Origin of the sequence: Streptomyces sp. NPDC051563 (assembly GCF_044454225.1) — a bacterium.
In the GTDB taxonomy this organism is placed as follows: domain Bacteria; phylum Actinomycetota; class Actinomycetes; order Streptomycetales; family Streptomycetaceae; genus Streptomyces.
This window is the reverse complement of sequence record NZ_JBITDL010000003.1, coordinates 286,694-310,840: the sequence shown is the minus strand read 5'-3', so window position 1 is coordinate 310,840 and position 24,147 is coordinate 286,694. Positions and strand designations below refer to the sequence as shown.

The following is a 24,147-nucleotide window of genomic DNA, read 5'->3' as shown; positions in this document are numbered from 1 at the left end:
GGCGGGACGGGTGCCGGGCGGGACGGGTGCCGGGCCGGGGCTCAGGCCGGGGTGTCGCCGAAGCCCGCTTCGATCAGGGCGAACAGCTCCCGCATGGCCTGCTCCTGGTCCTCCTGGCCGCGGATCAGGCTCGCGGTGTCCATCACGAACCGGGCCAGCGCCGCGGACCTGAGGTCCCCCTCGGGGGCTCCGGCCTCGGCCGCGATGGCGGCGGCGAGCGCGAACTCGTGGCGCCGCCACATCCGGTCCCAGTACTCGACGAGCTCCGGGGTCTCCCGGACCAGGTTGACGTGCGCGATCACCGCCGGATCGTCGATCCGGCGGGTCGCCCGGGTCTCCACGAAGTGGTCGCGCAGGGAGTGCAGGACGGACCGGCCGGGTGCTCGGTCCCGTACCGCCGAGACGAGCGCGGCCTCGATGTCCTCGTCCTCGTCGAAGACCAGGGCTTCCTTGCTCGGGAAGTGCTTGAACAGCGTGGTCACCGAGACGTCGGCCTCCTCGGCCACGTCACGGACGCCGACCTTGTCGTACCCGCGCTCCAGGAACAGGCGCAGCGCGGCATCGGCCAGGGCCTTGCGGGTCTGGGCCTTCTTGCGCTCACGGCGCCCCACGGTCTCGGTCATGACACCACTGTACCGCCGGTGCGTATTCGGTGCACAAGTTGAGTGGATCCACTTGTTGACCTGCTCCAGGAGAGGTGGGATCCCCGGTCAGCGCAGGGCCGTGGTCCTGTCCTGCCGGTACGTGGCCACGAGCGCGAGGCACATCCCCGCGATGGCGATCCGGCCCGAGGCCTGGAGCAGCGGCCCGCGCAGCAGGATGAAGGAGTACCCCGCGACCAGCGGGACCACCGTGGAGATCAGGCTGCCGGGCGGCGAGCTGCGCCGGGCGCGCTTCGCGTAGCGCCGGTCGACACGGGCGGCGGCGTACCCCATCCCCAGGAGCCCCGCCCCCATGCCGAGCGGCCCGAAGTCGAGCCAGAGCTCGGCCCAGATCGGCGAGGAGAGGTTGGTGTTGACCGTGCCCATCCACTGGCCGACCATCACGCCGGTGTCGCGCGGCTTGCCCGGCCACACCGAGCGCGGCACCGCGAAGAAGACCGATCCCGCGAGCTGGCGTCCGTAGGAATGTCCGGGACCGGAATCGGCGAAGGTGATGGTGTTCGCGAACATGCCGATCTGGTCGTAGTCCTTGAGCGCCATCGGCTCCAGGAACGAGGTCGTCTCGACCGGCTTGTAGTTCTTCTCGTCGTAGCGGAAGCGGTCCGCGAACGGGAAGATGAGCAGGGCGATCACCACGGCCATGGACAGCGCCACCCGGTACATCGCGGCGCTCACCGGGAAGACGGTGAAGAGCAGCGAGAACATGACCGTCAGGAACCAGTAGCGCGGGTTCGAGATCGGGTTGTTCACGATCAGGTTGAGGACCGCGAGCGCCGACCAGGTGACGATGATCGACATCTTGCGGCGGGCGAACTTCGAGGTGATCAGCCAGCGCGTGTACAGCAGCAGGGCCAGCAGCGCGGGGACCGTGCCGAATCCGCGCAGCAGGGCCTGGCCGGCCTGGCCGTCCTGGGAGACGCCCGCTTCCTCGATGCCGGCGATGATCTCCTGGCGGCTGGAGAAGAACACCGCCGGGCCGCCCAGCTTCACGATCAGGGCCGCCCCGCCCAGGAAGGCCACGCCGGTCAGCACGTACAGGCGCCTGCGGTGCGCCATGACCGGGCGCGGCTCCTTCAGCGAACCGCCCGCACGGCCCGCCGGGCGGTGGCGGGCCAGCAGGACGCCCACGTCGAAGACGGCGCAGCCGAGCAGCACCAGGCCGATGGCGGCGGTGAGATCGGAGCGCGGGCCGACGACGGGGGTCGGGACCTGGCCGAGGACGGCCTGCGCGAGGGGGGCCACGCCCATGGCCATGTAGACGAAGAGCCAGAAGGAGCCCTGGAGCAGCTTGCGGCGGCTGGTCAGGACCATCGCCGAGAGCCGGGCGCCCGCGTACATGGTGAGCAGGAGCTGCAGCCAGAACGCGGCGTCGTGCTGGCCCGCGCCGGGCTGGACGGCGACGAACAGGGGCAGGAAGACGGTGAATCCGAGCGCCAGCGGCACGGACAGCGCCCGGGAGAGCAGCGTCCGCGGGGTGGTGACCCTGCCCCAGCTCTTCTCGTCCTCCGGCCGCGGCGGCACCGGCCGGACGGCGGTCCCGCGTATGTCGGTCGCCACGCTTGCCCCCACCCCTGTGCCTGATCCGGGCGCAGTCTAGTCTGAGCGCTCGGCGCCCGGGGAGGCGCCTTCGCAGGCGCCGTCGGGGGCCGCAGGACGAGGGGGTGCCCGTGCGTGATCTTCCTTCCTTCACGCTGGCCGGTTACGACAAGGGCCGCGGGCGGCTGACCCAGGCGCTCTGGTTCGCCGTGATGAACACGCTCTTCATGAGCTGGCTGTGCCCCGCACGGCTGCGGGTCGCGCTGCTGCGCGCCTTCGGGGCGCGGATCGGCGAAGGGGTGCTGATCCGCCACCGGGTGCGGGTGCTGTGGCCCTGGAAGCTGACCGTGGGAGACCACGCGTGGATCGGCGAGGGCGCCTGGATACTCAACCTGGAGCCCGTGACCATCGGCGCGCACGCCTGCGTCTCGCAGGAGGCCCTGCTGTGCACCGGCTCGCACGACCACCGGGCCGCCGACTTCCGCTACCGCAATGCCCCGATCACCGTCGAGGCCGGCGCGTGGGTGGCGGTACGGGCCACCGTGCTGGCCGGGGTGACCCTCGGCCGCTGCGCGGTCGCCGGCGCCGGATCCGTGGTCCACAAGGACCTCCCCGCGCTGACCCTGCAGACCCAGGACGGGCACCGCCGCCCGGTCGAGGAACCGAAGTGAGCGTCCCTGTGAGAGTCCTGCACGCCGTCACCCTGCACTCCCCCACGCACGCCTTCGGCGGGCCGGTACGGGTCGCGCTGAACCTGGCCAAGGGGCTGCGCGAACGCGGCCACGAGGCGAGCCTGCTCGCGCTGGGCGAGGGCTTCCCTGAGCCCTGGCCGACCTCGGTGGAAGGCGTCCCGGCGAAGCTCTTCCCCGCCCGGCGTCTGCTCCCCCTCGGCTTCAGCGGGATGACCTCGCCCGCCCTGCTCGCCTCCGCGGGCCGCCTGGTGCGCGGCGCGGACCTGGTCCACGTGCACCTGGCCCGGGACCTGGTCACCCTGCCCGTCGCCCTGGCCGCCCTGCGGGCCGGCACACCGCTGGTCCTGCAGACCCACGGCATGGTCGACCCGAGCGGGAAGCTGCTGGCCAAGGTGCTGGACGCGCTGGCGGTACGCCGCCTGCTGCGCGGCGCCGACGCACTGCTGTACCTCACCCCGCACGAGCGCGAGGGCCTCGACGCCGTGGTCGGGGCGCCGCTCCCGAACACCGTCCGCCTGGTCAACGGCACCCCGGCGCAGGAGGAGCGCCCCGCCCTGACCGGGCCGCCGCGGATCCTCTACTCGGCCCGCCTGCAGGCCCGCAAACGCCCGGTCGACTTCGTGGACGCCGCCCCGGCCGTCCTGGCGGCGCACCCGGACGCGGAGTTCGTGGTGGCCGGCCCGGACGAGGGCGAACTCGCGGCGGTCCGCGCCCGCATCAGCGGCCTCGGCCTCTCCTCCCGCTTCACGGTGCCGGGCGCGCTGTCCGGCGCGGAGGTCCTGACGGAGCTGCGCCGCGCGCACGTCTACGTGCTCCCCTCGGTGGACGAGCCCTTCCCGATGTCGGTCCTGGAGGCCCTGTCCGTGGGCGTCCCCTCGGTGGTGACCCACTCCAACGGCCTGGCCCGCGACATCGCCCACGCAGGCGCGGGCCGCGCGGTCACCCCGGGCCCGTCGGGCGTCGCGGAAGCGGTCCTCTCCCTCCTGGACCCCTCCGAGAACACCACCGCCTCGAAGTCCGCCCGCACCCTGGCGGCGTCCGCCTACTCGATGGACGCCGTCCTGGACACGCTGCTCCCGGTGTACGAACGCATCACCCGCTGAGGAGCGGGTCGTACGCCCTCACGCCCGGGGCGCCGGGTCCCGCCCGTCCTCGACGTGGACGACACGGAGATCGGTGCCGTCCCGATGGCGCTTGGAACGTCCGCACAGGCCGACGGTGAGCTCCGACGGGTCCCCCACCTCGTCGGGGCCGACATAGGTGAGGACGTCGTTGTGGTGGCCGGTGACGACCCACCCATCGGCGTCCTTGAGCTCGATCGCCCCGAAGTCTCCGGCCGAGGACCCGGCATGCACCGGCCCGAACTCCCGCAGGATCGCCGCGGCCTGTCCGGCGAGCTCCCCGTCCGGAGCGGTCAGCACGACGCACGTGCCCTGCTCGAACAGCACCCAGGATGCACGGGGGTTCACGAGGATCCGCCGCCAGACGTCTATCAGCATCTCGGTATTCACGGCCGCCATCCTGCCTCAGGGCACGGACGGTGCGCTGCGAGGTTCCGGGCCAGGGCCATGACCTCGGCATCGACTTCGTCCACGGTCCGGTCGCCGTACTCAAGGGTCTCGTACTCGTCGTCGAGCTCGGCGAGGCGCCGGGTCAGGGGCGGCTCGTGGCCGTAGCGGCTGTGGATCCGGAGGGTGAACTCGGCAGGCGTGAACGCGCCGGCGAGCATCCGGCGTGCGAGCGCCCGGACCGCGGCCTCGGGGCCGGCCTCGCCTTCGAAGGGGTGGAAGACGAGGCCGAGCTCGTGGAGTGCCGCGGGCAGCAGGTCGTGGACGTCGTAGGACGCCTCGGCGTACGTGCAGGCGGCGAGGATCCGGAGGCCCGGGGTGTCGAGGCCTGCGACCAGGGCGTCGCAGGCCACGTCGACGACGTCGCCCCCGGTGACCTCGCCGACGCTCCAGAGCACGGCATGGTCCTGCAGGGCGTCGGCGGCTTCGGTCTCGGTCGGCGTCATCGGCCCATCGTGCCTTCGCGGCCCCGTCCGGGTCGAGCCGGTTTCACCGAAGGTGCAGGTCCGCGGGCCGTTCCGGCCCGGTCAGAGCCCGCGGCGGGTTTCGTCGACCACCGGGAGGGCGCCGACGCGGCGGCGCTTGGCCACGCTCGCGTAGACCGCGAGGCCGAGGACGCCCGCGATCATCATGATGACCCCGACCAGGTCGAGGTTGACGCTCTGCAGCTGCCAGTCGCTCGCGAAGGTGAGGATGGCCCCCACCACGATCAGGCCTATGCAACCGCTGATACCCCTCATGGGATTCGCCTCCACCATCGTGGACGAGGTGCAGCCCCGCCCTGTGGAGGCGCGGATGCCCCGGATGCGGGCACGAAAACGCCCCCGGTGTGCGGGAGTTCGGATGGTGGGCGGCAGGCCCCGGCCGCACGGGCCACCGCCGGGCGGAGGCCGGCGCAGCGCGCCGAAGCCGGGGAGGCCCGCCAGGGCCGAGCCGCGCGAGGGGCGCGTCAGGAAAAGGGGCCGCCCCCGGTGTCCGGGAGTTCGGACGGCGGGGGCGGTCGGGTTTCGGTCGGGTTAGGCCGGGATCCAGGCGTAGCAGCCGTTCGAGACGAACTGGGACGTGCCCGCCGGGATCTTGGCGGTGATCTTGCCGCCGGGCTTCAGGGGGGTTTCCGGGCCCGAGGACAGGGCGGTGCCGTCCTTCGACTTGGCCTCCCAGGTGCACGTCGTGCTCTGGGTCAGCGCGCGGTAGGTGCCCGCCGCCGGGGACTCCTTCGTACCGTCCGGGAAGCCCTTCGCCGCCGCGTCGAGGACCGGCTTCTGCTCCGGGCACAGGAAGGTGATCGCGTCCTTCGCCCCCGGGATCTCCCCGGCCACGAGGGCGCCGACGGCCGCGTCCTTGTCCCGCTTCGCCGTGCGCTCCACCCGCTGGCAGGCCTCCTGGCCGCTCTGCAGGACGGCCGCCGGGTCCGTCTTCTCCGGGACCCGGCCGCTCAGGTACTGCTTCTGCGGCGCGGTGAAGCTGCCCGTCTTGGGGACGAGCTTCGCGTCCGGCAGGACGGGGCCCGTCGGCTTCGCGTCCGGCGAGACCGGCGCCGGGGCGGCACTGGCGTCGGCCGGGTCGGCAACCGGCGAGGCGGCCGGCGGCTTGGGCGAGGCGGCCGGGGCTTCGGCCTTGCCGTCGCCGCCCGAGCTGCAGGCGGTCAGCGTCAGGGCTGCGGCCAGCAGCACGGCAGCCGCTGCGGAGCGTCGGTACATGAGGTGGCTCCCGTACGTATGAGAAGGGTGTGCGGGGCCCGGTCGCCGCAGCGGCCGGGCCCCGCACTCCGTCAAGCGGTTACTTCGCGCCGAAGGTGAGGGTCAGCTGCGGCTTGGCGTCCACGGCCGTGGACTCCGAGGACCAGATCCACAGCGGGTCGCTGCCCGTGCTCGTCAGGCCCACGCTGTAGCTGCTGCCCAGCACCGCGGAGATCGCCGCGGTGTCCAGCGGCGTGCTCTGGACCGCCGTGCCGTCCGGCAGGCCCGCGAAGGTGCCGAGCGGGGTGGTGCCCAGGGTGGGCTTGCTCTTGAAGGTCGTGCCCGCACCGCTCCAGGTGCCGGTGACCGGGACCACGGAGACGGTGTCGGCAGTGCCGGCTCCGGCCACGGTCGTGGTCTTGACCTGGAGGGACGCGGACTTCAGCACCGTGCCGGCCGGAGCGGCCGGGATGTCGAAGCGCAGGTACGTCTCGTAGGCCGCGGTGCCGCGGACGGCCAGCGAGGCGGACGTGCCGTAGGCGGTGCTGGGGGCGCCCTGGTTGATGTAGGTGTCCTCGGTCGCGGTGACCTTGGAGACCGTGTCGGTGGCGGCCTTGGCCAGGTTGTAGTGGTTCTTGACCTGGGCCTCGGTCAGCACCTTCGGGTAGACGGCCGTCTCGTCGATCTGGCCGGCGAAGAAGTTGCTGGTCGGCCGGGACGGCCAGGCGGCGAGGTTGTCGCCGCCGACGTGCCAGTAGCCCTCGATCGCCTGGGAGCCAGTGACGTTGGAGCTGTCCTTGGCCTTGCCGTCCACGTACAGCGCCATGCCGGAGGGGCCCTGGGTGGCGACGACGTGGTGCCACTTGTTGTCGTTGTACGTGTCCAGCAGGCCGGTGGAGAGGGTCTTCGTCGAGCCCGGGTTGACCCCGAAGAAGATCCGGCCGGTGTTGGTCATGTAGAGGTGCTTGTCGTACAGGTTGCTGGTGCGGTCCTGGTTGGTGCCGAAACCGATCAGCTTGCCGCCGCGGGTGGTGTTCGTCTTGAACCAGGTCTCCAGCGTGTAGCTGCTGCCGACCGTCTGGCGGTGGTCGCTGTACACCTGCTGGCTGGTCCCGTTGAAGCCCATGGCCGTGCTGGCTCCGGTGACCGCGCCCGGGGTCTGGCGCAGCGCCGGGGCGTTGAGCTGGATGCCGCTGGTGTTGCCGGAGACCGAGGAGTCGGCCACGTACGGGCTGACGACGTCGTCGTAGCGCCAGTACAGGTTGGCGCCGTCCTCGCGGACCTGGTTGGGGTACGCGCTGACCGCGGTCGGGACCGAGACGGAGACCGTGGCCGACAGGGCGCTGGTGTTGCCCGCCGCGTCGGTGGCGGTGACCCGGTAGCTGTAGGAAGCGCCGGCCTTGACCGTGGAGTCCGTCCAGGAGGCCTGCTGGCGCAGCCACTCCAGGGAGTTCGCGCTGACGGTGGCGATCGGGGTCGCGGAGCCGTTGCGGTAGATGCGGTAGGTCAGCTTGCTGTCGTCCGCGTCGTAGCTGGTGCGCCAGCGGACCTGGACCTCGTCGGGCTTGACGCTGGAGACGCTGGCGACCGGGGTGGTCGGGGCGCCGACGTCGCCGGTGGAGGCGAAGCGGGTCAGGGACTGCTGGGCCTTGCCGTTGATGAGGGTGAACTCCCCGCCGACCCACATGTACTTGGTGGCGCCCCCGTCCGCGATGGCCATCACGCGCGGGCCGATGCCCTCGCCGATGCCGTCGTTGGCGGTGGGGTGCCAGCCGAGCTTGGCCGGGCTGCGCACGAACCCGCCGACGGGCGCGGGCGCCTGGCCGTTGCCCCAGTCGGTCAGCTGCGCCAGCAGGAAGTGGCGCTTGCCGTCGGGGTACTGGCCCTCGGAGGTGCAGTTGTGCGCGTGCGAGGAGCTGTAGAGGACCCCGTCGTACGGCAGCACGAACTGGGTGGCGCCCAGGCACTGGTCGCGCCACTTCTCGTTGAAGTCGGTGGCGAGGGCGACGCGGCCGTCGAAGCCTCCGGTGCCCTCGGCGCCGGTGTAGTAGCCCGTGGCGTCGGCCTGGATGGACTTGATGACCGACATCGAGGGGATGGTGCCGTACGTCTTGGTGACGGCTCCGGTGGTGGCGTTCACGACGACGAGCGCGTGGCTCTGGGATCCGTTGACGGTGAAGAAGTCACCGCCCAGCAGGATGTTCTTGCCGTCGTTGCTGAGCTGGAGCGCGCGGCCGGGGTCGTCCGCATTGGCGACGAAGGGCTTGAGCGCACCGGAAGTGGCGTCGACCGCGGCGAACCGCTCACGGGTCGCACCCTCGACGGTGCTGAAGTCTCCGGCCGCGTACAGGGTGGTGTCGGTGGCGGTGAGCGCGCGCACCGTGGAGGGGAACTTCGGGTGGAACGAGGCCTTGGGGGTGCAGGTCGCGATGTCGATGGCGGCGACGCTGTTGACCGGGGTTCCGTTCACGGCGGCGAAGTAGCCGCCCGCGTACAGGGTCTTCTTGTCCTTCGAGACGGTGAGCGCCCGCACGGTCGCGCTGCCGTCACCGATGGTGAAGGAGAGCTTGCAGGCGGTGGGGGCGCCGGTCGCCGCGTCGAGAGCGACGAAGTTCACGGCTTCCTGCTCCGCGCCGGCCCCGCCGGCGGGCGGGCGGACGGCCGAGAAGGTGCCGCCGGCGAAGACGGTGCCGTTGGCCTCCGCCATCGCCCAGACGATCCCGTTGGGCTGCCACGTCGGCAGGTCGTCGGCGGTGAACGCCACCGGCTGCGTGATGGCCGACGCCTCGGGTATCAGCACCAGGCCTATCGCGGTGCCGGCGCCGGCCAGTGACAGGGCGAGGGCAGCAGTCAGCCCTCTGGATCTACGCATGAGCCCCCCAGGGCAAAAGCCCGGCTTGAATGGCTGATTCGGCATCTATCGGATCAGCCGTATGTACGGGCGCAGACTAGGGCTCACGCGAGGGCCTGGTCACCACCCTTGACCCATTGCATACCAAGTTGGAATCAACGGGTCCGGTAGGGATGGAGCACTACGGACATACGGCAGATTTGCCCCGGTCACGCCGGCTTCGGCTGTGCGAATGACCGCGAATGACCGGGACACGGCAAATCGTAGGCGAAATATATGGCCTCAGCGGTCGATGCGGACGCTGGCGCCCGCCAGTTGGTCCTCGACCTGCCGGATGTCGGAATCCACCATGATCCTGGCCAGCTCGGCCACCAGGACCGTCGGCTTCCAGCCGAGCAGGTCGTGGGCCTTGGACGCGTCGCCGATCAGTGCGTCGACCTCGCTGGGGCGCTCGTACTTGGGGTCGTAGCGCACGTGCTCGTTCCAGTCGAGACCGGCGTGCGTGAAGGAGGCCTCGACGAACTCGCGGACGGTCGCGGCGACTCCGGTGGCCACGACGTAGTCGGTGGGCTCGTCCTGCTGGAGCATCCGCCACATGGCGTCCACGTACTCCGGGGCGTAGCCCCAGTCGCGGACGGCGTCGAGGTTGCCGAGGTAGAGCTTCTCCTGGAGGCCGGCCTTGATCCGGGCGACCGCGCGGGTGATCTTGCGGGTCACGAAGGTCTCGCCGCGGCGCGGGGACTCGTGGTTGAAGAGGATCCCGTTGACGGCGAACATGCCGTACGCCTCGCGGTAGTTCACCGTCGTCCAGTACGCGAACACCTTCGCGGCGCCGTACGGGCTGCGCGGGTGGAACGGGGTGGCCTCGTTCTGCGGGGGCGGGGTGGCGCCGAACATCTCCGAGGAGGAGGCCTGGTAGATGCGGGTGTCCACGCCGCTGGCCCGGATCGCCTCCAGCAGGCGCAGGGCGCCGAGGCCGGTCACGTCGCCGGTGTAGAGCGGGGCGTCGAAGGAGACGCGGACGTGCGACTGGGCGCCGAGGTTGTAGACCTCGTCGGGGCGTATCTCGCGGAGCAGGTTCACCAGGGCGACGCCGTCGGAGAGGTCGGCGTGGTGCAGGACCAGGGAGCGGTCCACCGTCTGGGGGTCCTGGTAGATGTGGTCGATCCGCTCCGTGTTGAAGCTGGAGGACCGCCGCACGAGCCCGTGCACCGTGTAGCCCTTGGAGAGCAGGAGCTCTGCGAGGTACGAGCCGTCCTGCCCGGTGACGCCGGTGATCAGCGCGGTCTTGCCCATTGGGTCCCCCTGGGGATCGTTGCGGTGCGGTCGTGGCTGCGCCCCGGGGTACGGGGCCGGAGAGGTGCGGTCCGGGGCGGGGCCCCGGGTGTGGCTCGGGGCGCGGCCCCGGGTGTGGCTCGGGGTCGTGCCTCGTCGTACGGGTCGGTGCCGGCGGCCGGATGCGCAGGGGCCGGGACCGGAGTGCTGGGCGGTCCGCCGCCAGGGGGCTGGAGACGGGTACCGGATGGGTACCGTACACGTTCGGTCCGCGGGCCCTCCCGGCGGATCGGGCCCCCTCGCCCCCTTGCGGGGCGGTATGTACCGGACTCGCCCGTGCCATCCGAAATCCGCCTGCGCGGCGGGACTTCCGGGGGGCGGGAAAACCGGCCGCGGCCGGGACTCCCCCCGTGAAACCGCGGACGGCGGACTGGCATCATCGGCGGTATGACAAGTTCGCCGTTCCTGCCCCCGAACGCCCGCGTCTTCGTCGCCGGCCACCGCGGCCTCGTGGGGTCCGCGGTCGTCCGCCGGCTCACCGCCGACGGGTACGAGGTGCTCACCCGCGGCCGCGCCGACCTCGATCTGCGCGATGCCGCCGCGACCGAGGCGTACCTGCGGGACGTGCGGCCCGACGCCGTGGTCCTGGCCGCCGCGAAGGTCGGCGGGATCATGGCCAACAGCACGTTCCCGGTGCAGTTCCTGGAGGACAACCTCAAGATCCAGCTGAGCGTCGTCGCCGGAGCGCACGCCGCCGGGGTCGGCCGGCTGCTGTTCCTCGGCTCCTCCTGCATCTACCCCAAGCTGGCCCCGCAGCCCATCAGCGAGGACGCCCTGCTGACCGGGCCGCTGGAGCCGACGAACGAGGCGTACGCCCTGGCGAAGATCGCCGGCATCGTCCAGGTCCAGTCGTACCGCAAGCAGTACGGGGCCTCGTACATCTCGGCCATGCCCACGAACCTCTACGGCCCCGGCGACAACTTCGACCTGGAGTCCTCGCACGTGCTGCCCGCCCTCATCCGCCGCTTCCACGAGGCCGCGGCCGAGGGGCGCGAGGAGGTCACGCTGTGGGGATCGGGCACGCCCCGCCGGGAGTTCCTGCACGTGGACGACCTGGCCGCCGCCTGCGCGGTCCTGCTGCGCGAGTACGACGGCGCCGAGCCGGTGAACATCGGCTGCGGCGAGGACCTCACCATCAAGGCCCTCGCGGAGACCGTCGCCGAGGTGACCGGCTTCCGCGGCAGGCTCGCCTGGGACACCTCGAAGCCCGACGGGACGCCCCGCAAGCTGCTGGACGTGACCCGGCTGCGCGGGCTCGGCTGGAAGCCCGAGGTCCCGCTGCGCGACGGGATCGCCGCCACGTACGCCTGGTGGCGCGAGCAGGGCTGACCCCTGAGGCGCCGGTTCCCGGCGCCTCAGCACGTTCCGCGGCTCGGTACGTTCCGCGGCTCCATCCGTTCCGCGGCTCAGTACGCTCCGCGGCCGTCGACCACGGCGCGGAGCGTGCGGCCCATCACGTCGACGTCACTGGTGAACGACCAGTTGTCCACGTACTGCAGGTCGAGCTGGATCGTCTCGTCCCACGAGAGGTCGGAGCGCCCGCTGATCTGCCACAGTCCGGTCATCCCCGGCCGCACGGCGAGCCGGCGCAGTTCGACCTCGTCGTACTCCGCCACCTCCTCCGGCAGCGGCGGGCGCGGGCCGACGAGCGACATGTTGCCCGCCACCACGTTGATCAGCTGGGGCAGTTCGTCCATGGACGTGCGGCGCAGCAGCCGGCCCACGCGGGTCACGCGGGGGTCGCGGCGCATCTTGAACATCAGGCCGTCGTTCTCGTTCGCCCCGGACAGCTCGGCCTTGCGGGCGTCGGCGTCCACGACCATCGTGCGGAACTTCCACATGACGAAGGGGACTCCGTCGCGGCCGATGCGGTGCTGCCGGTAGAAGGCCGGCCCGCGCGAGCCGCAGCGGATCGCCAGGACCATCGCGAGGAAGGCCGGCGCCAGCAGGACCAGTCCGAGCGCCGCGCCGGCCCGGTCCAGTACGGACTTCAGCAGGGGCTGCATGCCGCGGCTGACGGGCGGCGCCACCCGCAGTATGGCCAGGCCGCCCGCGGAGAGGGTCTCCAGGCGCTTGACGGAGACCTCCACCAGGCCGGGGAAGACCGCCAGTTCGAGCCCGGCGTCGTGCAGGGCCCAGGAGATCCGGCGCAGCCGCTCCCCCGCGAGCCGGGCGCCCGGTGCGACGAGCACCAGGTCGGCGCGGTGTGCGGCGACGGCTCCGAGCACGGCGGCGGAGTCCCCGTTCGGGGACTGCGCCATGGTGGAGCCGAGCCGCGCGGCCACCGGCACCCCGCTGTCCAGTCCGCCGGGGCCCACCGGGACCACGCCGACCACCACGTACGGGTGGTCGGTGCGCGCGGCGAGGTGTCCGATGACGGACTCGGCGGAGTCGGGCTCGCCGACGACCAGGACCCGGCTCACCGCCTGGGCCTCGCGGCGGGCGGCGGAGAGGTGACGGTAGCTCAGCTTGTGGCAGGCGACGGTGACGAGCAGGGCGGGCACGAGGGCGCCCAGGGCGGACAGCCGGGGGGTGCTCTCCCCCGTGACCACGCGGGCCACGGCGAGCACGCCGATCAGAATCAGCCAGTCGTGTACGACCGGCAGAACTCCCCGGGATTCGCCGAGCACGCGGCCCGCGTAGCGCCGGCGCGTCAGCTGCACGCCGGTCCAGGCGAGGGCGGCGCCGAGGGCGCAGAACAGGGGCCGCGCCTGCTGGGCGGCCTCGAAGACCAGGCCGACGGGGACTCCCGCGCCGATCAGGTCCGCTGCGACCGCTGCGGGAAGGTACCAACGGGCCTTGTCGCGCAGGCCCCGGGCCGGTGCGGCCGGCGTTCGGGCCGCGCCGGCCACTCTTTGCACAGGTATATGGACATGCCTCATGGGCCCCCCTGGCACGTGGTCTATGACGGTGGCGCGAGTCCGCGGCTTCCCCGGGCAGTGGACATCAGACGCACCGGGAAACAGTACGACAAACGCCCGTACGGTAAATGCCGTTTCCCGGAACCGGACATCTTGTTGCTCAAGCGTTAGCGGCCGGTGGCCCGCGTTCCGGTCCGTGAGACGCCCTCTTTCTCATCCCAAAGTGAATGTTCCGCATACCGGATACGTCTCTTCGGACAACGAACGATTTCCGGCCAACCTTTTGACGCGGCCCTGACATCACGTCGCTCAAGTGACACTCTTCGACCGTTCTTCGCACCAGCCCGATCTGCCCGGAGGCCCACCCAGCCATCCGGAACCCCCCTTGCAGAAGGAGTCTGCGTTGAGTCCCACCCCCCAGCGGCGTGCCACCACGGCCGGCGCGCTTGTTGCCGCGGCCGCTCTCCTCGCCGTAGGCATCCAGACCGGAACAGCCACCGCCGACGCCACCGCGTCGCAGGCCGCATCGGTCGCCCAGGCAAACCCCGGCGCGGCAAACCGCGCACTCAGCGCTTCGGAGCGTGCGACGCTCCTGGCCGAGGCCAACTCCACCTCCGTGCAGGCGGCCAAGGCCCTCGGCCTCGCCGGCTCGGAAAAGCTCATCGTCCGTGATGTGGTGCAGGACGCGGACGGCACCACGCACACCACGTACGAGCGGACCTACAACGGCATACCGGTGCTCGGCGGTGACCTGACCGTCCACGCCAAGAACGGCGTCACCAAGAGCGTCACCAAGGCCACCAACGCCGACATCAAGGTCGCGGACACCACCGCCGCCGTCACCCCGGCCTCGGCCGAGGGCGTGGCCGTGAAGTCGGCCAACGCGGCCGGCGCCAAGGACGCCAAGCCCGCCCAGGGTGCCCGCAAGGTGATCTGGGCCGCCGAGGGCGCCCCGGTCCTCGCCTTCGAGACCGTCGTCGGCGGGCTCCAGCACGACGGCACGCCGAGCGCGCTGCACGTGGTCACCAACGCCAAGACCGGCGCGAAGATCACCGAGTGGCAGGCGATCGAGACCGGCATCGGCAACACGATGTACAGCGGTCAGGTCACGCTGGGCACCTCGCAGTCGGGCAGCAACTACACGCTGACCGACGCCGGGCGCGGCGGCCACAAGACCTACGACCTCAACGGCGGGTCCAGCGGCACCGGCACCCTGTTCACCAGCACCAGCGACACCTGGGGCAACGGCGCCGCCTCCAACCGGGCGACCGCCGCGGCCGACGCGCACTACGGCGCCCAGCTGACGTGGGACTACTACAAGAACGTGCACGGCCGCAACGGCCTGCGCAACGACGGCGTGGCCCCGTACAGCCGGGTCCACTACGGCAACGCGTACGTCAACGCGTTCTGGGACGACTCCTGCTTCTGCATGACCTACGGCGACGGCCAGGGCAACACCAAGCCCCTGACCTCCATCGACGTGGCCGCGCACGAGATGACGCACGGTCTGACCTCGGTCACCGGCAACATGACCTACTCGGGCGAGCCCGGCGGCCTGAACGAGGCGACCTCCGACATCATGGCGGCGGCCGTCGAGTTCAACGCCAACAACGCCCAGGACGTCGGCGACTACCTGGTCGGCGAGAAGATCAACATCAACGGCAACGGCACCCCGCTGCGCTACATGGACAAGCCGAGCAAGGACGGCTCCTCCAAGGACGCGTGGTACTCGGGCATCGGCTCCATCGACGTCCACTACTCCTCGGGTCCGGCCAACCACGTCTACTACCTGATGTCCGAGGGCTCCGGCGCCAAGGTCGTCAACGGCGTCAGCTACGACTCGCCGACCTCCGACGGCCTGCCGGTGACCGCGATCGGCCGTGACGCCGCGTCCAAGATCTGGTTCCGCGCACTGACCACCGGCCTGTTCAAGTCGAACACCAACTACGCGGCCGCCCGTACCGCCACCCTTCAGGCCGCCGCCGACCTGTACGGCGCCGGTTCGACCACGTACAACAACGTGGCCAACGCCTGGGCCGGCATCAACGTCGGTGCCCGCATCGTGAGCGGTGTCACGGTCACCAACCCCGGTAACCAGAGCACCATCACGGGCAGCGCCGTCAACCTCCAGGTCCAGGCCACCAGCACCAACGCCGGCGCCCTGAGCTACGCGGCCACCGGTCTGCCGACCGGCCTGTCGATCAACGCCTCGAACGGCCTGATCTCCGGGACCGCCTCCACCGCCGGCACGTACAACGTGACGGTCACGGTGACGGACTCCGCGAGCAAGACCGGGACGGCCTCCTTCGTGTGGACCGTCGGGACCTCGCAGCAGACGGTCTTCGAGAACACCACCGACTACGCGATCGCGGACAACTCCACGGTGGAGTCCCCGATCGCGGTGAACCGCACGGGCAACGCTCCGGCCACGCTCAAGGTGGACGTCAACATCGTCCACACCTACGTCGGTGACCTGAAGGTCGACCTCGTCGCCCCCGACGGCACCGTCTACAACCTGCGCAACCGCACCGGCGGCAGCGCGGACAACATCGTCCAGCAGTTCACGGTCAACGCCTCCTCCGAGGTCGCGGCCGGAACCTGGAAGCTCCGGGTGGCCGACCTGGCCAGCGCGGACACCGGCAAGATCGACAGCTGGAAGCTCACCTTCTGACCCCCACCGGGGCCGATCGTGAACCAGAGCTGAACCGCTAGATCACGGGGCCGCCCGGGAGAAGACCTCCCCGGGCGGCCCTGTTCCATTGGGCCCCGGCAGCCGGGGTCCACGTCCCCGGTGGCCGGGGTCCACGTACCCCCGGGGCCGGGACCTTCGGCGCCCGCCGGACGGCCGGGCCGGCGTCATAGTGGAATTCAGCGAACCTACGGAACCGTAGGTTCGGGTGATTCCGAGGACGTGACCCATGCCGCAGACCCCCACGAACGCCCCCGCCGCGCACCACCCCTGGCTCATCCAGGGCGGCATGGGCGTCGGCGTCTCCGGCTGGAGGCTGGCCAGGGCCGTCTCCGGCGAGGGCCAGCTGGGCGTGGTCTCCGGCACGGCGCTGGACGTCGTACTGGCCCGCGTGCTGCAGACCGGCGACCCGGGCGGCCACGCCCGCCGGGCCCTGGCGGCCTTCCCGCTGCCGGAGCTCGCCCAGACCGCCCTCGACCTCTACTTCCGCGCGGGAGGCCTCGCGGACGGCGCGGCGATGCGCACCACCCCGCGACTGCGGGCGACGGGCGGATCGCAGGCCGAGATCCTCACCGTCCTCGGCAACTTCGTCGAGGTCTGGCTCGCCAAGGAGGGACATGACGGTGTCGTCGGCATCAACTACCTGGAGAAGATCCAGCTCGCCACCGCCCCCGCGATGTTCGGCGCGATCCTGGCAGGCGTCGACTACGTGCTCGTGGGCGCGGGAGTCCCCGGTCAGATCCCGGCCCTCGCCTCGAGGCTGGCGCGCTACGAACGCTGCGTGAGCAAGATCCACGTGGAGGGCGACGAAGAGCCCCTGAACCACCTCTTCGACCCCGCCGCCCTGCTCGCCGGGCACCTGCCCGGCCCGCTGCGCCGCCCCCACGTGCTGGCCATCGTCTCGCTCCCGGTGCTGGCCACCTACCTGGCCCGGGACGAGATCACCCGCCCCGACGGATTCGTGATCGAGACCAGTCAGGCCGGCGGCCACAGCGCCCCGCCGCGCGGTCCGATGAAGCTCGACGGGGACGGCGAGCCCGTCTACGGCCCGCGCGACAACCCCGACCTCGCCAAGATGGCGGCCCTCGGACTGCCGTTCTGGCTCGCCGGGGGCCAGGCCAGCCCCCAGGCCGTGGCCGGGGCGCTCGCCGAGGGCGCGGCCGGGGTCCAGATCGGCAGCGCGTTCGCCCTGTGCGAGGAGTCGGGGATGGCCCGGCACCTGCGCGAGGAGCTGCTGGAGCGGGCCCACACGGGCACCCTCTCGGTGCGCAACGACCCCGAGGCCTCCCCGACGTCGTTCCCGTTCAAGGTGGCGGACCTGCCGGGGACGGTCTCCGAGCCGGAGGTGTCCGAAGCCCGGCGCCGGGTCTGCGACCTCGGTTTCCTGCGCACTCCCGTACGGGGTCCGCGCGGTCTGGTCTACCGCTGCGCGGCCGAGCCGGTCGCCGCGTACGTCCGCAAGGGCGGCGAGGCCTCCGACACCAAGGGCCGCCAGTGCCTGTGCAACGGGCTGCTGGCCACGATCGGGCTGGCCCAGCGCCGGCCGCACGGCCGGGTGGAACCCCCGCTGGTGACGATCGGCAAGGACCTGTCCTTCCTCCCCGAGCTCGCCCCGAACGCCGAGCCGTACACGGCCGCGGACGTGGTGCGGTGGCTCGCGGCGGGCGCGGCGCGGCCCGCCTGACGCCGGGACCCCGGACGGGTGAAGGGCCCGGCTCCTCCAGGGGAGCCGGGCCCTTCGCACGCCGTGGGATCAGCCGAGGGAGCTGAAGACCGAGTCGAGGATGGCCGAGGTCCCGTCGGCCGGTGCGGCGGCGGCGCGCCCGCCGACGGTGCGGTCCTCGTCGTCGCGCCAGTCGTCGCGGCGGTCGTCACGCCGGTCGTCGTCGCGTCCGTCGTGCCGTCCGTCGTGGCGGCCGTCGTTGTCGTCCTCGTCGCGCCAGTCGTGGCGGCCGCCGTGGTGCTCGTCGACCGGCTTGAAGTACACCGAGGCCACGTCCGTGTCACGCAGCCGCTCGCCCGGCTCCAGCTCCGCCTCCGGGACACCGCCGCAGTTGCGGTTGCTGTAGACCACCGCGAGGGACTCGGTCTCGTTCGTCACCTCGAAGGCCGGCCGGTGCTCGGAGGTGTGGGTCAGCCGGTAGCAGGTGTCGTTGTCCGCCGGGCGGATCTGCCCGTGGCGGCGGTCGCCGTCGTCGTCGGTGTACCGGTAGTACAGGGTTCCGAGGTGCTCGCGGTCGTCGTGGTCGTTGGCGTACGAAAGCCCGGCGGTCGGAAGGACCAGCATGAGGGCGCCTACGAGCGCGGTGGCGGTGGTGCGAAGACGCATTGGGGAGTCCGTTTCTCGGGTTCCTCGGGTTCCTCGGATGCCCGGTGCGGTCGGCATCCGCGGGCAGCGTAGGAGCGCACGCGTACGGAGAAACGATTCGGCGTGGCAGCGCGTTCGAAGGTTCACCCTCCCGGTCCCCTCCGGGCCACGACGCCCGGACGCCCCGGATCCGGGCGGGATCCGGGGCGTCGGGAAGCCTCAGAGGGCGGCGTGTCCGGCAGCCCGGTCCGCCGCCCCGGAGTCCTGGCCGGGCACGGCGCCGGCGGCGCCGGTCCCGCCAGCGGGGGCGGCCGGCCGGCGGACCAGTACGAGCACGATCAGCGTCCCCGCCAGGCCCATCGCCCCCGCGACCCAGAAGGTGTCGCGCAGCCCGCTCGCGAAGGCCGCCTCCACCCAGTGCCGGGCCGCCGGGGCCGCGTGCAGCAGCTGTCCCGCCCCGCCGCCGGCCAGTGCCTCGGCCGTACCGTGCGGCTGGCCGGAGCCGGCCAGACCCTCCTCCAGACCGGACTGGAAGACCGCGCCGAGCACCGCGATGCCCAGGGCCATGCCCAGCTGGCGCGCGGTGTTGAGGGCGCCGCCCGCCATGCCCGCGCGGGCCGGGGGCACGGCCCCCATCGCGGCGGCCGCGAGGGCCGGGGAGATCAGGCCGACGCCCAGGCCGGTGACCGCCAGTCCGGCGGCCAGCGCCGTCCAGCCGTCCCCGTCGTCCAGCATCCAGCCCATGAGCAGAGCGCCCGCGCCGATCAGGAACAGCCCGCCGCCGATGGTGATCCGGGCCGGGGCCCCGTGCATCAGCTTCCCGGTCACGGCGGCGACCACGAAGGCGGCCAGGCTCATCGGCAGCATCGTCAGACCGGCGGCGACCGGGCCCATGCCCTCGGCGCTCTGCAGCCACAGGGAGACGTACATCATGTAGCCGAAGGCGGCGGCGGACATCAGCAGGGCTGCGGCCATGACGGCCACGAAGGTCGGGCTGCGGAACAGCGAGAGGTCCAGCATCGGGCGGGAGCTGCGCAGTTCGACCAGGACGAACGCGGCGAAGGCGGCGGCGCTCAGGGCGAACAGGGCCAGGGTGGTCGCGGAGCTCCAGCCGTTCTCGCCGCCGCGGATCAGGGCGTAGGTGACGGCGCCCGCGCCGAGGGTGAAGGTGGCCATGCCGGGCAGGTCCAGGCCCTTGGCGTGCGGATCGCGGGACTCGGTGACGGCCTTGAGGGTGACGTACACCGCGAGGGCGCAGACGGGGAGGTTGATGAAGAAGATCCAGCGCCAGCCGAACTGCTCGGTGAGCAGCCCGCCGATGATCGGGCCGGCCGCGGCGGCCGCTCCGTTGACCGCGCCCCAGACGCCGAAGGCGACGCCCCGGTCGCGGCCCTGGTAGGCGGAGCTCAGCAGGGCCATGGTGGTGGCGAACATCGCGGCGCCGCCTATGCCCTGGACGACGCGGAAGGCGACGAGTACTTCCGGGCCCTGGGCCAGGCCGCAGGCGAGGGAGGCGGCGGCGAACAGGCCGAGCCCCCCGAGGTAGACCCGGCGGCGGCCGATCCGGTCGGCGAGCGAGCCCGCGCCGAGCAGCAGGGCCGCCAGGGCGAGGGCGTAGCTGTCCATCACCCACTGGAGGGCGGAGAAGCCGGTGTGCATGTCGGCGGCCATGTCGGGCAGGGCGACGGTCACGATCGTGACGTCGACCAGGAGCATGAAGGCTCCGAGACACACCGCCGTCAACGGCAGCCATTTGCGCATGGGGAGTTCTCCTCGGAATCACGGAGGGGCAGGGAGGGGCGGGGGGGCGGGTCCCCGGTGACCCCAAGATCTCAGCGACCTGCCCCCGTGCCCCATCCAGCAGACCTTGCACGGCGGATTTCACTCAGGGCAAGCTCTGGGATGATGGAAACCGTGAACGACACGGAGCTGGACGCACTCGACCGGTCGCTGGTCCAGGCTCTCACCCTCGACGCCCGGGCTCCCTTCAGCCGGCTCGCCGAGGTGCTGGAGGTCTCCGACCAGACCGTCGTACGCCGCTACCGCCGGCTGCGGACCACCGGCCTGATCCGGGTCGTCGGACTCCCCCTGGGCAGCCGCGTCGGACTGTTCGAGTCCTGGCTGCGGATCCAGTGCGCACCCGACGCGGCGCTCCCGGTGGCCGAGGCCCTGGCCCGCCGGCCCGACATCGCCTGGGTGAACCTGACCTCGGGCGGCACGGAGATCCACTGCATGACCCGGGCCCGCACCCGAAGGGACCGCGACATCCTGCTCCTGGAGAAACTGCCGGGCACCCGCCGGGTGACGGGCATCAGCGCCCACACCATCCTGCGCAAGTTCTTCGGCGGACCCGACTCCTGGGCGGGCATGGACCTGCTGCGCCCCGACCAGATCGCCGCCCTGGAACGGCCCCCCGTAGATCCCGGGCCGCAGCGGTACGTACTGGACGAGGCCGAGCTGATGCTGCTCGCGGTGCTGGGCCGGGACGGCCGCGCCGGGTATCCGGAACTGGCGCGCGGCAGCGGTCTGTCGGAGTCCACCGCCCGGCGCCGCCTGGAGCGGCTGCGGGATCTCGGGGCGATCTTCTTCGACGTGGAGTTCTCCCCCTCGCTGCTCGGCTACGAGGCGGAGGCGACCCTGGTGCTGACGGTTCCGCCGGCCCGCCTCGCGCAGGTGGGGGCGGACCTGGCGGGTCACCGCGAGGTGGCGTTCGCGGCGGCCGTGACCGGCGCCGCCTCCCTGATGGCGGTGGTGGTGTGCCGGGACACCGACGAGCTCTACACCTACCTGACCGAGCGGATCGGCACGGTGGACGGCGTGGGTCAAGTGGAGGTGATCCCGGTCCTGCGCAGCATCAAGCGGGCCGGGATGCTGGTGGAGGGCGGGCGGCTGGTGGATCCGCCGCCCGCCCCCTGAACTCCTGCCCCCCCCCTGAACGCCCGCCCCCTGATGCGCCTGCCGCCGGGGCGGCTAGCGCAGCACCACGCCGCCTCCCGCGTCCGTCTCCGTGCCCTTGGCGGGGCCCGCGACCAGGCCCAGTTCGGCCGGGGTCGCCAGCAGCGGATGCGCCGGCAGGATCCGTACGGTGTAGCCGAAGGGCCCCGTACGGTCGAGGGCGAGCGGGCCCTCGTACAGCCAGCGGCCCTCCAGGTCGGGTCCGCCGGCGGGCTTGAGCGGGAAGGCCCGCCCGCCCTGGATCACGTCCTGCGCGTCGACCCGGCCCGCGACCGCCTGCACCTCCACGTCCTCGGGGGCCAGCGCGTCGAGGGAGACCTGCACGCGCAGGGTGAGGGTGGCCCCGAGTTCGGCGGTGCCGCCGACCGGGCCCGCGGTCAGGGCCTCCACGTGCTCGACGGTGAGCTGCGGCCAGGCCGCGCGGACCCGGCCCTTCCACCAGGCGAGGTCCCGGGCCGCGTCCGGGGTCAGGGCACGGTGGGAGAGCGCGGCCGGAGCGTAGAGCCGCTCCACGTACTCCCGCACCATGCGGCCCGCGAGCACCTTGGGTCCCAGGGAGACGAGGGTGCGCCGGACCATCTCGATCCACCGCACCGGGAGTCCGGCCTGTCCGGCCCGGTCGTAGAACCGGGGGGCGACCCGGCCCTCGATCAGGTCGTAGAGGGCGTTCGCCTCCAGGTCGTCGCGGCGGTCCTCGTCCGCGCCGAGTCCGTCGGCGGTCGGGATGGCCCAGCCGAAGTCCGGCTCGAACCACTCGTCCCACCAGCCGTCCAGGACGGACAGGTTGAGGCAGCCGTTGAGCGCCGCCTTCATCCCGCTGGTGCCGCAGGCCTCCAGCGGGCGCAGCGGGTTGTTGAGCCAGACGTCGCAGCCCGGGTAGAGCTTCTGGGCCATGGCCATGCCGTAGTCGGGCAGGAACACGATCCGGTGGCGCACGCGGGGGTCGTCCGCGAAGCGCACCAGTTCCTGGACGAGCCGCTTCCCGCCGTCGTCGGCCGGGTGCGCCTTGCCCGCGACCACGATCTGCACGGGCCGGTCCGGGTCGAGCAGCAGGCGGCGCAGCCGTTCGGGGTCGCGCAGCATCAGGGTGAGCCGCTTGTAGGACGGCACCCGGCGGGCGAAGCCGATGGTCAGCACGTCGGGGTCGAGGACGGAGTCCACCCAGCCCAGTTCGGCGTCGGCGGCCCCGCGCTGGCGCCAGGAGGCGCGCAGGCGGTCCCGTACCTCTTGGACGAGCTGTTCCCTGAGCACCCGGCGCAGGTCCCAGACGTCCTGGTCGGGGATGTCGGCGACGGCGTCCCAGCGCTGCGAGCCGCCGACGGACAGCGCGTCCTCGGTGCGGCCGGCGCCGATCTGCTTCGCGCCGAGCTTCACCACCTCGGGCGCCACCCAGGTCGGGGCGTGCACGCCGTTGGTGACCGAGGTGATGGGCACGTCGGCGGGGTCGAATCCCGGCCACAGCCCGGCGAACATGCCGCGGCTGACGGCGCCGTGCAGGGTGGAGACCCCGTTGGCCCGCTGGGCGAGGCGCAGGCCCATCACCGCCATGTTGAACACCCCGGGGTCGCCGCCGGGGTAGGTCTCGGCGCCGAGCGCCAGGATCCGGTCGACGGGTACGCCGGCCAGTTCGCCGCCGTCGCCGAAGTGGCGGGCGACCAGGGACCGGTCGAAGCGGTCGATGCCGGCGGGGACGGGGGTGTGCGTGGTGAACACGGTGCCGGCCCGGACGGCTTCGACGGCGGCGTCGAAGCCGAGTCCCTGCGCTCCCTCCAGTTCCCTTATGCGCTCCAGCCCCAGGAACCCGGCGTGGCCCTCGTTGGTGTGGAAGACCTCGGGGTCGGGGTGCCCGGTGATCCGGCAGTAGGCGCGCACGGCCCGGACCCCGCCGATGCCGAGCAGCATCTCCTGGAGCAGCCGGTGGTCGCTGCCTCCGCCGTACAGCCGGTCGGTCACCTCGCGGGCGACGGCGTCGTTGTCCTCGACGTCGGAGTCGAGGAGAAGCAGCGGCACCCGGCCGACGCGGGCCTGCCAGACGTGGGCGTGCAGGGCCCGGCCGCCGGGGAGGCTCAGGGACACCCGGGCGGGGGTCCCGTCCTCCTCGCGGACGAGCGCGACGGGCAGTTCGTTGGGGTCGAGGACCGGATAGTGCTCCTGCTGCCAGCCGTCCCGGGAGAGGGACTGGCGGAAGTAGCCGTGCCGGTAGAGCAGCCCGACGCCGATGAGGGGGACGCCGAGGTCGCTGGCGGCCTTGAGGTGGTCCCCGGCGAGGATGCCGAGCCCGCCGGAGTACTGGGGCAGGGCGGCGGTGATCCCGAACTCGGGCGAGAAGTAGGCGATGCCGGCGGGCAGCTCGGCGGCGGCTTCGTGGCTCTGGTACCACCTCCCGCCGTGGACGTAGTCGTCGAGGTCGGCGGCGGCCACGGCGAGCCGCCGCAGGAACCGCCGGTCCCCGGCGAGCTCGGCGATCCGCGCGGCGGACACGGCGCCGAGCAGCCGGACGGGATCCCCGCCGGCGGCTTGCCAGCCCTCGGGATCGACGGATTGGAAGAGTTCACGGGTCTCGGCGTGCCAGGACCAGCGCAGGTTGCGCGCGAGGTCGGCGAGCGGCGAGAGGGTCTCGGGGAGGACGGGGCGCACGGTGAATCGACGGATAGCCTTCACGCGTTCCACCTTCGCAGGGGATTACGGGTCGGAGCGGCCGCACCACGCTGTGCACCGCGAGCGTCACCCTCGGAAGGCTAGCGCCGACCGCCCCGCCCGGCCATGGCGCCTCCACCGCCCCTCCAGTGGCGGGCCCCGCCGGCCGTGCACCCGTCCCCGGCCGTTCGCACGGGCCCGCAGCGGTCCGGGCGGCGCCCGCCGCGGAGCTGCGCGGGCGCGGACATCCGTTAGTCCCATCCGAGTTGACGGAGCATCGGCAGGTGTTGGGCCGGGGAGACCGGGCAGGCGTTCCAGTACGTACGAGTAGTTAACCGAGCATCCGGGTTGGCTCGTGCTGGAGTGGGAAGGGC

Annotated in this window: 18 protein-coding genes; 6 read left to right on the top strand and 12 right to left on the bottom strand. The window is 72.3% G+C overall.

Annotated features, from left to right (window positions below; all coding sequences use genetic code 11):
* Nucleotides 1-41: 41 nt before the first annotated feature.
* Complete coding sequence (locus tag ACIA8F_RS05625; RefSeq protein WP_399376912.1) at nt 42-623, bottom strand: TetR/AcrR family transcriptional regulator; 582 nt, start codon at nt 621-623, stop codon at nt 42-44.
* 87 nt (nt 624-710) lie between these two features.
* Nucleotides 711-2,219 (bottom strand): hypothetical protein, encoded by a 1,509-nt coding sequence (locus ACIA8F_RS05620; RefSeq protein ID WP_399376911.1) that lies wholly within the window; start codon nt 2,217-2,219, stop codon nt 711-713.
* A gap of 110 nt (nt 2,220-2,329) precedes the next feature.
* Between ACIA8F_RS05620 and ACIA8F_RS05615 the strand changes: the two genes are divergently transcribed.
* Nucleotides 2,330-2,869 carry a WcaF family extracellular polysaccharide biosynthesis acetyltransferase gene (locus ACIA8F_RS05615; protein WP_399376910.1) on the top strand — a complete coding sequence of 180 codons (540 nt, stop codon included), beginning with the start codon at nt 2,330-2,332 and terminating at the stop codon, nt 2,867-2,869.
* Between the two features lie 8 nt (nt 2,870-2,877).
* Complete coding sequence (locus tag ACIA8F_RS05610) at nt 2,878-3,993, top strand: glycosyltransferase (protein ID WP_399376998.1); 1,116 nt, start codon at nt 2,878-2,880, stop codon at nt 3,991-3,993.
* Between the two features lie 18 nt (nt 3,994-4,011).
* Here the strand turns inward: ACIA8F_RS05610 and ACIA8F_RS05605 are convergent, their stop codons facing one another.
* The 6 genes from ACIA8F_RS05605 to gmd all read right to left on the bottom strand — a co-directional run bounded on the left by ACIA8F_RS05605 (nt 4,012) and on the right by gmd (nt 10,284).
* Nucleotides 4,012-4,410: a hypothetical protein gene (locus ACIA8F_RS05605; protein ID WP_399376909.1), complete on the bottom strand. Its 399-nt coding sequence runs from the start codon at nt 4,408-4,410 to the stop codon at nt 4,012-4,014.
* Nucleotides 4,398-4,904 (bottom strand): hypothetical protein, encoded by a 507-nt coding sequence (locus tag ACIA8F_RS05600; protein WP_399376908.1) that lies wholly within the window; start codon nt 4,902-4,904, stop codon nt 4,398-4,400. The genes ACIA8F_RS05605 and ACIA8F_RS05600 overlap by 13 nt, the downstream gene beginning before the upstream one ends.
* A gap of 81 nt (nt 4,905-4,985) precedes the next feature.
* Complete coding sequence (locus ACIA8F_RS05595; RefSeq protein WP_399376907.1) at nt 4,986-5,198, bottom strand: hypothetical protein; 213 nt, start codon at nt 5,196-5,198, stop codon at nt 4,986-4,988.
* A gap of 276 nt (nt 5,199-5,474) precedes the next feature.
* Entirely contained in the window at nt 5,475-6,158 is a 684-nt protein-coding gene (locus tag ACIA8F_RS05590; RefSeq protein ID WP_399376906.1) for a hypothetical protein, read from the bottom strand.
* A gap of 79 nt (nt 6,159-6,237) precedes the next feature.
* On the bottom strand, nt 6,238-9,009 hold the full coding sequence (locus ACIA8F_RS05585; protein ID WP_399376905.1) for a LamG-like jellyroll fold domain-containing protein: 2,772 nt from the start codon (nt 9,007-9,009) through the stop codon (nt 6,238-6,240).
* A gap of 261 nt (nt 9,010-9,270) precedes the next feature.
* Nucleotides 9,271-10,284: a GDP-mannose 4,6-dehydratase gene (gmd, locus tag ACIA8F_RS05580; protein WP_399376904.1), complete on the bottom strand. Its 1,014-nt coding sequence runs from the start codon at nt 10,282-10,284 to the stop codon at nt 9,271-9,273.
* Nucleotides 10,285-10,710: 426 nt separating this feature from the next.
* Between gmd and ACIA8F_RS05575 the strand changes: the two genes are divergently transcribed.
* Nucleotides 10,711-11,652 carry a GDP-L-fucose synthase family protein gene (locus tag ACIA8F_RS05575; protein ID WP_399376902.1) on the top strand — a complete coding sequence of 314 codons (942 nt, stop codon included), beginning with the start codon at nt 10,711-10,713 and terminating at the stop codon, nt 11,650-11,652.
* Nucleotides 11,653-11,729: 77 nt separating this feature from the next.
* On the opposite strand, the gene ACIA8F_RS05570 is transcribed toward ACIA8F_RS05575, so the two are convergent.
* Nucleotides 11,730-13,205, bottom strand: a complete 1,476-nt coding sequence (locus tag ACIA8F_RS05570; RefSeq protein ID WP_399376901.1) for a sugar transferase — start codon at nt 13,203-13,205, stop codon at nt 11,730-11,732.
* 382 nt (nt 13,206-13,587) lie between these two features.
* On the opposite strand from ACIA8F_RS05570, the gene ACIA8F_RS05565 reads away from it, so the two are divergent.
* A complete protein-coding gene (locus ACIA8F_RS05565; protein ID WP_399376900.1) occupies nt 13,588-15,855 on the top strand; it encodes a M4 family metallopeptidase in 2,268 nt (755 codons plus the stop codon).
* Nucleotides 15,856-16,102: 247 nt separating this feature from the next.
* Nucleotides 16,103-17,557: a nitronate monooxygenase gene (locus tag ACIA8F_RS05560; protein WP_399376899.1), complete on the top strand. Its 1,455-nt coding sequence runs from the start codon at nt 16,103-16,105 to the stop codon at nt 17,555-17,557.
* 69 nt (nt 17,558-17,626) lie between these two features.
* Here ACIA8F_RS05560 and ACIA8F_RS05555 read toward each other — a convergent pair whose 3' ends face one another.
* Both ACIA8F_RS05555 and ACIA8F_RS05550 read right to left on the bottom strand, forming a co-directional pair.
* Nucleotides 17,627-18,202: a hypothetical protein gene (locus tag ACIA8F_RS05555; protein ID WP_399376898.1), complete on the bottom strand. Its 576-nt coding sequence runs from the start codon at nt 18,200-18,202 to the stop codon at nt 17,627-17,629.
* 198 nt (nt 18,203-18,400) lie between these two features.
* Nucleotides 18,401-19,942, bottom strand: coding sequence for an MFS transporter (locus ACIA8F_RS05550; protein ID WP_399376897.1), 1,542 nt, complete (start codon nt 19,940-19,942; stop codon nt 18,401-18,403).
* Nucleotides 19,943-20,086: 144 nt separating this feature from the next.
* Between ACIA8F_RS05550 and ACIA8F_RS05545 the strand changes: the two genes are divergently transcribed.
* The gene (locus ACIA8F_RS05545) at nt 20,087-21,097 is read left to right on the top strand and encodes an Lrp/AsnC family transcriptional regulator (protein WP_399376896.1); all 1,011 of its coding nucleotides are present in this window, start codon (nt 20,087-20,089) and stop codon (nt 21,095-21,097) included.
* A gap of 54 nt (nt 21,098-21,151) precedes the next feature.
* On the opposite strand, the gene glgP is transcribed toward ACIA8F_RS05545, so the two are convergent.
* Nucleotides 21,152-23,797 carry an alpha-glucan family phosphorylase gene (glgP, locus tag ACIA8F_RS05540; protein WP_399376895.1) on the bottom strand — a complete coding sequence of 882 codons (2,646 nt, stop codon included), beginning with the start codon at nt 23,795-23,797 and terminating at the stop codon, nt 21,152-21,154.
* Nucleotides 23,798-24,147 lie beyond the last annotated feature (350 nt).